Source organism: Neisseria sp. P0001.S005, assembly GCF_051963715.1.
In genome coordinates this window covers 1-7028 of sequence record NZ_JBQCTZ010000177.1, presented here as the reverse complement: position 1 = coordinate 7028, position 7028 = coordinate 1, and the positions used below count along the sequence as shown (strand labels likewise).

Here is a 7028-nt window from a genome sequence, read left to right as displayed (position 1 = left end):
ATTCAATCGCATAGAACTTGATAGGCGGCGCCTATTGTCAAGCACCCTTCGGCGAAAGTGGGCATAAGTTTTAAAAAATAAAAGAGTGTTTCCGAAATGGAAAACTGACGGATTATAGCGGATAAGGGGCCGTCTGAAAAGGGATTTTATACCTTTCCGTCCTGTTTTTCATCCGTCTGTACCGCCTTTTGGCGGGCCGCTTCAAACTCCGCCTGCTCCTGCCGTTTCATCAGGCGGTTGCGGCGGCGGATGGTCACGACGAAGACCGTGAACACAGTGGGCAACACTGCCCAAAAAAACAAATAAATCAACGCGCGCGCAATACTCGGCTGCGCGGCGGAAAACATCACGGCAACAAAAAGATAGCCGATGGCGACAATATGCCACATCGTGTGCGTCCTGTTTGAATGTTAACAAAATCGTTATAATCGCAACATTCTACCGCAATCCCGAAAGGCCGTCTGAAAATGAGGAATCCCGAAAAATCGGCATTACGCAAACAGTTCCGCCGCGCACGCGCCCAAATGAGCGCAGACGAGCGAAACGCCGCCACCGAAACCATCAACCGCCTGCTCAAGCCCTACATCAAAAAAGGACGGAAAATCGGCGTGTATTGGCCGATGGGCAAGGAATTGCGATTGGACGGCTTTGTCCGTGCCGCACAAAAACGCGGCGCAAAACTCTACCTGCCCTATATCGAACCGAACACACGGCGGATGTGGTTCACGCCTTATCCTGCCAACGGAGTAAAACAAGAACGCAAGCGCGGCCGCGCTAAATTGCATGTCCCCCAATTCACCGGCAAAAAAATCCGCGTCCACCAACTCAGCCTGCTGCTGGTCCCCATCGTCGGCATCGACAAACGCGGCTACCGCCTCGGACAAGCCGGCGGCTATTACGATGCCACCCTCTCCGCCACGAAATACCGCCTGCAAACCCAAACCCTGGGCGTAGGCTTCGGCTGCCAACTGACCGACACACTGCCGACCGAACCCCACGACATCCCCCTAAACGGCTTTGCCTCCGAGCTTGGCGTATTGAAATTCAGACGGCATCGATAGGAAAATTATCGGTTTATTGAAATGATTAAAGGCCGTCTGAAAACTTGTTTTTTGGTTTTCAGACGACCTTTTTTATTGGGGTGTTTGCTCAAGACTGAGGACTCGGAAAGTGTTTTTGAGAATAGAAAAAACACCTTCTTTGCTTTTAGGGTAAATTTCTGAACCTTCAAGAAAATTTACATTAACTTGATTCATCCAATTATGCCAGTTGGAAATTTCGTAAATTTTAAAATGTGAATCCTCTGTAGTGCTGTAGTCCATTAACATTACGGTAATTACATCTGTATTTGTAGCAAGACGACCAGGACTATTTTGCGGAATCTCACGCAAAGATTTAATATTGAATAATCGAGCAAAATCTTTGCTATCAGTACGATTTTTATTAATATCGTCCATTAAACTCGGATAGAAGCAGAAGATAAATACACCTGTAATGCGAAGCAAAAAATATTGCCAGATTGCATTATTCAGTCCACCACTTAAAGAATGGTATATCTCTAAAAATCGGACTAATCGTTCTGTTTCTCTAAGCGATAAACCGTTCCGTTCTATCATATCGCTGATAAAATTCAAGATTATCTGTTGTTCAGTTAAACCTTTTAGCTCATCAGCTATACGGCTGTTTTGTATCAATTGTTTAAAATATTCAATCGAGACCAAAGCTCGCTCCTCCTCAATCCGAGCCACAACCTTATCCGGCAAAGCGAAGCTATACTTCAAAAACTTATCCAAGTATTTTTGCGCATCCACTTCCGCACCATACCGATGATTAATCGCCGCACGCAGTTGTTTGGTATTCGTTACCAACACAACTTTAACGTTTTCGACATCAAAGACGTGTTTGATAACTTCCAACATATCAACCGCGTAGTCGGGACGACAACGGTCAAGTTCATCGATAAACAGGATAATCGGTTTGTCCGCTGCCAATTCTTTCAGGCAGGCTTTGAGCGTTTCCAGATTTTTTTCCGCTTCAATTTGCTCTTTCAGCAAGGCTTCGACGGTTGCATCGATGGTATGGCTGGCGATTGTGGCAGCGGCATCGGTTACGGTTTCGGCCAAACTGTCTGCATCTTGGCCGTCATTCATTATCTGTTGGAATTCTTCTGCCAAATCGTCTGTATTTTGCTTTAGAACATGACCAACCGCTGCCTTAGCAACGGTTTTCATCACGAATCCTGCGGCTTTCGCGACTTTCCTCGTAATATTTTTGCGCTGTTCAGACGGCTGATCGCCAGTATCTTCAGGCGTACATGCTTTAATGATTTCGGCAAGCAATGCCAGCAGAGGCTCTCCGCTGTGGTCTGAACGGAAGGCATCGATATAGACGGGCTGATAATCGGGATGTTGCTGCTGCATGAGCCGAATCAGTTTTTGGCAAAATTCGGTTTTGCCCATTCCCCAACCACCGTCGATAACCATAGGAGAAAGGTCGATGGGCGATGTCAACAGCCTGATGATGTTTTCGGCTATCGGCTTACGGTTAAATTCGTCGTGTGTAGCAAAAGTTTTTTCTAAAGCTTGAGTTTCCATATTATCCCTTTGTCTGTCATAGGTTTTGTGTAACGTATTTTACTCTGTCATCAGTTTTTATGTTTTTGTTCTTTTAAATATCAAAAAGGCCGTCTGAAAGTTTCAGATGGCCTTTATTCAAATTAAACCTTACTTGGCATCTTTAAACCCGCGTTTCAAATGCACCATCAACAATGCAACGGCGGCAGGGGTTACGCCGGAAATTCGGCTTGCCTGTCCAACGGTTTCGGGTTTGTGCTGGTTGAGCTTTTGCTGCACTTCTGCCGACAAACCTTTGACTTTCGCGTAATCGATGTCCTCGGGTAACTTTAAGGTTTCGATGTCGCGGCGGCTGTCGATTTCTTCGTTTTGGCGGTCGATATAGCCTTGGTATTTGACTTGGATTTCGACTTGTTCAACCACGCTGTCGGTAAGCGTGGTCTCAGGTTGTGCGTCGGGCAGGGTCATCAGCGCGGCGTAGTCGAGGTTCGGACGACGCAGGAGGTCGTGCAGGTTGGCTTCGCGGCTGAGTTTTTGACCGAATACGCGCAGCTGCTCTTCTTCGGCGAGTTTTTGCGGCGTGTACCACGTTGTTTTCAAACGTTGGATTTCGCGCTCGATGGCTTCGCGTTTTTCGTTGAACATGCGCCATTGTTCTTCACCCACCAAGCCGATTTTGTAGCCGTCTTCGGTCAGGCGCATGTCGGCGTTGTCTTCCCTGAGTTGCAGGCGGTATTCGGCACGGCTGGTGAACATGCGATAAGGTTCGTTCACGCCTTTGGTGATGAGATCGTCCACCAATACGCCGAGATAGGCTTGTTCGCGGCGCAGCAGGAGCGGGTCTTGTTCGCGGATATATTGCACGGCATTTGCACCTGCGAGCAGGCCTTGCGCGGCGGCTTCTTCGTAACCGGTCGTGCCGTTGATTTGTCCGGCAAAGAAGAGGCCTTGGATGGTTTTGGTTTCAAGGCTGGCTTTGAGGTTGCGCGGATCGAAATAGTCGTATTCGATGGCATAACCAGGGCGCAGGATATGGGCGTTTTCAAGGCCTTTCATGCTGCGCACGAGGGCGATTTGGATGTCGAACGGCAGGCTGGTGGAGATACCGTTAGGATAGTATTCGTGCGTGGTCAGACCTTCGGGTTCGAGGAAAATCTGGTGGCTGTCTTTGTCGGCGAAGCGGTTGATTTTGTCTTCGATAGACGGACAATAACGCGGACCCACGCCTTCGATTTTGCCGGTAAACATCGGGCTGCGGTCGAAGCCTGAGCGGATGATGTCGTGGGTTTGCGTGTTGGTATGCGTAATCCAGCAGGACACTTGGCGCGGGTGCATATCGGCGCTGCCGCGTACGGACATTACGGGAACGGGTGTGTCGCCGGGCTGTTCGGTCAGTTGGGAGAAGTCAATCGTGCGTCCGTCGATACGCGGCGGCGTGCCGGTTTTCAGACGGCCTTGCGGCAGGTTCAATTCGCGCAAACGGCCGCCCAAGGATTTGGCGGCGGGATCGCCGGCGCGGCCGCCTTCGTAGTTTTCCAAACCGATGTGGATTTTGCCGGACAAAAACGTGCCTGCGGTCAACACGACAGCGCGTGCTTTAAACTCCACGCCCATTGCGGTAACCACGCCGCTGATGCGTTCGCCATCAAGCGTTACGTCTTCAACGGCTTGTTGGAAAAGGTCGAGGTTTTCTTGGTTTTCCAACATCTCACGGATGGCAGCTTTGTACAAAATGCGGTCTGCCTGCGCACGCGTAGCCCGCACTGCCGCGCCTTTGCTGGCGTTCAATCGGCGGAACTGGATACCGGATTTGTCGGTAGCCAACGCCATTGCGCCGCCGAGCGCGTCGAGTTCGCGCACAAGATGGCCTTTGCCGATACCGCCGATGGAGGGGTTGCACGACATTTGGCCGAGGGTTTCGATGTTGTGCGAGAGCAGCAGGGTTTGCGCACCCATGCGTGCGGCGGCAAGCGCGGCTTCGGTACCGGCATGGCCGCCGCCGACGACAATCACGTCGTAGGTTTTGGGGTAAATCATGTAAGTCATGTTTATGTGTTCTGTAAAGGTTTCAGACGGCCTTTTGTTGATCAGGCCGTCTGAAAAGTGGAATCAAATCTTAAAACCAAGCTTAGAAGGTATAGCCTGTTTCCAATTCGTCATCGCCGACCAATTCGACCAGCAACGCATACAGCGAAGCCAAATCGTTGTAACGGCGGGATACGCGGCGCAAGTAGTTCAAGAAGCGCGGGATTTCCGGGCGGTATTTGTTTTTGCCGTCGCGGTAGTACAGGCGGGCAAAAATACCGGCTACTTTCAAATGGCGTTGTACGCCCATCCATTCAAACCAGCGGTAGAACTCGTCAAACTCGGCAGGCACTGGCAGCTCGGCAGCGCGTGCTTTTTCCCAATAACGGATGACCAAGTCCAATACAAATTCTTCTTCCCATTCGATAAACGCATCGCGCAGCAGCGACACCAAATCATAGGAAATCGGGCCGTAAAGCGCGTCTTGGAAGTCCAACACGCCCGGGCGGCCTTTTGCCAGCATCAGATTGCGGACGATAAAGTCGCGGTGGACATACACTTTGGGCTGAGCCAACAGGGGCGGCAACAGCGTATCGACGGTTTGCTGCCACAACTGGCGTTGTTTGAAGGTCAGCTCGCGGCCCAATTCTTTGGCCACAAACCATTCGGGGAACAAGTTAATCTCGCGCAGCATGACTTCGCGGTCGTATTCCGGCAGTTTGCCGGGTTGGCTGACCTTTTGCAGTTCGATCAGTTCGTCGATGGCTTCGAGCAGCAGGGCTTTGTGGGCGGTTTCGCTGTTTTCCTGATTCATGGCGGTCAGGAATGTGGTATTGCCCAAATCGTTCAACACCATAAAGCCCAACGCTTCATCCACATGAAGCACTTGCGGCACATTGACCATGTTAAACAGTTTTTGCACTTTCAAATAAGGCGCAACACTCATCTTCTCAGGAGGCGCATCCATACAGATAACGGTCTGGCCGTCTGAAAACGTCGCACGGAAATAACGGCGGAAGTCGGCATCGGCTGCCGCAAAGCTCAATTCGAACGGCTGGTTCGGGTAAACAGACTCCAGCCAGTTTTGTAATTCGGTTTGTCGTTGCATAGCGGTATCGCAGAATTTCAGGTTACAATAACCGCTATTCTAACTGGCAAACCGATTTAAGGGGCGATTTTGGCTCGTTTATTTTCACTCAAACCCTTGGTACTCGCCTTAATTATGGGCTTTAGCGCAACAGCCGTGCGCGCGGAAGATGCTTCTGTTCCGCAGGCGGAAGACTATACCCCTGCCCACACCGCTGCGTCCAAACCGGCAAAAACCAGCCAAAGCGAAGCCGATCCGCTTTCCTTGGGCAGCACTTGCCTGTTTTGCGACCACGAAGATGCCAAGCCTGCCGAAACCGCCGAAATCAAACGCAGTGGCGAGCCTGCCCTGCCCGCCGATTACACCCGCGTCAACGCCGATAAAATAGAAGGTCAGACCCAAGTCGGCGTCCGTGCCGAAGGCGACGTCATTGTCGAGCGCAATGCCGATGTTCTCAACGCCGATTGGGCGCAATACGACCAAGCCACCGATACCGTGACCGCCGGCGACCGCTTTACCCTGTATCAAAACGGTTCGACCGTAACCGGCGATCAATTGGTTTACAACCTCAAAGACCAAACCGGTTCCGGCACCGCCGTGCACCTCAATACCGAACAAGGCGGCCGCCGCCTTCAAAGTGTCAGCGAAAAAGCCGAACTCAAAGGAAAAGGCCTCTACAAACTCATAAACACCAAATTCAACACCTGTTCGCCCGGTGATGCCAGCTGGTATATCCAAGCGCAAAGCATTGAAGCCGATGAATCGACAGGTATCGGCGTAGCCAAACACGCTTCGCTGGTATTCGGCGGAGTACCCGTCCTCTACACGCCTTGGGCAGACTTCCCCATTAACGGCAACCGCAAAAGCGGCCTGCTCGTTCCGACCATTGCTACAGGTTCAGACGGCCTTGAGCTGAGCCTGCCCTACTATTTCAACCTTGCGCCGAATTTGGATGCCACCATCCGTCCGGGTATCATCAGCAAACGCGGTGTGCAACTGGGTGGCCAAGTGCGTTATCTGCAACCGAATTACAGTGGCGAAGTCGATGGCGACTGGATGCCGAACGACCAAAAAAGCGTCCACAACAACCGCTACCAGCTCAAATGGAAACACCAGCAGCAGCTGAACAGCAAAATCAGCGGCGGCATCAACTACAACCAAGTTTCCGACGACGATTACTACCGCGACTTCTACGGCCGCGAAGACATCGCGCGCAACGTCAACCTTGACCGTCAGGCATGGCTCAATTACAGCGACAAACTGCTAGGCGGCAGCTTCGACGGCTCGTTGCGCGTACAAAAATATCAAACGCTGGCCAACCAAGACGGTTATAAAGACGAGCC

Annotated in this window: 6 protein-coding genes; 2 read left to right on the top strand and 4 right to left on the bottom strand. The window is 51.3% G+C overall.

Annotation, left to right across the window (positions count from 1 at the left end; all coding sequences use genetic code 11):
- Positions 1–146: 146 nt before the first annotated feature.
- Complete coding sequence (locus ACTHSP_RS15965) at positions 147–389, bottom strand: hypothetical protein (protein WP_308111920.1); 243 nt, start codon at positions 387–389, stop codon at positions 147–149.
- Between the two features lie 78 nt (positions 390–467).
- On the opposite strand from ACTHSP_RS15965, the gene ACTHSP_RS15960 reads away from it, so the two are divergent.
- On the top strand, positions 468–1061 hold the full coding sequence (locus tag ACTHSP_RS15960; protein ID WP_440346429.1) for a 5-formyltetrahydrofolate cyclo-ligase: 594 nt from the start codon (positions 468–470) through the stop codon (positions 1059–1061).
- 72 nt (positions 1062–1133) lie between these two features.
- Here the strand turns inward: ACTHSP_RS15960 and ACTHSP_RS15955 are convergent, their stop codons facing one another.
- The 3 genes from ACTHSP_RS15955 to amgK all read right to left on the bottom strand — a co-directional run bounded on the left by ACTHSP_RS15955 (position 1134) and on the right by amgK (position 5706).
- On the bottom strand, positions 1134–2594 hold the full coding sequence (locus ACTHSP_RS15955; RefSeq protein ID WP_440346428.1) for a KAP family P-loop NTPase fold protein: 1461 nt from the start codon (positions 2592–2594) through the stop codon (positions 1134–1136).
- 129 nt (positions 2595–2723) lie between these two features.
- The gene (gene mnmG, locus ACTHSP_RS15950; RefSeq protein WP_440346427.1) at positions 2724–4619 is read right to left on the bottom strand and encodes a tRNA uridine-5-carboxymethylaminomethyl(34) synthesis enzyme MnmG; all 1896 of its coding nucleotides are present in this window, start codon (positions 4617–4619) and stop codon (positions 2724–2726) included.
- Between the two features lie 82 nt (positions 4620–4701).
- Positions 4702–5706 (bottom strand): N-acetylmuramate/N-acetylglucosamine kinase AmgK, encoded by a 1005-nt coding sequence (gene amgK, locus ACTHSP_RS15945; protein ID WP_440346426.1) that lies wholly within the window; start codon positions 5704–5706, stop codon positions 4702–4704.
- A gap of 69 nt (positions 5707–5775) precedes the next feature.
- Here amgK and ACTHSP_RS15940 point away from each other — a divergent pair.
- On the top strand, positions 5776–7028 hold a 1253-nt coding region (locus ACTHSP_RS15940), incomplete at its 3' end, for an LPS-assembly protein LptD (protein WP_440346425.1).

Coding starts and splice junctions, on each gene's coding strand:
- ACTHSP_RS15965 (WP_308111920.1), bottom strand. CDS start 389: ATGTGGCATATTGTCGCCATCGGCTATCTTTTTGTTGCCGTGATGTTT.
- ACTHSP_RS15960 (WP_440346429.1), top strand. CDS start 468: ATGAGGAATCCCGAAAAATCGGCATTACGCAAACAGTTCCGCCGCGCA.
- mnmG (WP_440346427.1), bottom strand. CDS start 4,619: ATGACTTACATGATTTACCCCAAAACCTACGACGTGATTGTCGTCGGC.
- amgK (WP_440346426.1), bottom strand. CDS start 5,706: ATGCAACGACAAACCGAATTACAAAACTGGCTGGAGTCTGTTTACCCG.
- ACTHSP_RS15955 (WP_440346428.1), bottom strand. CDS start 2,594: ATGGAAACTCAAGCTTTAGAAAAAACTTTTGCTACACACGACGAATTT.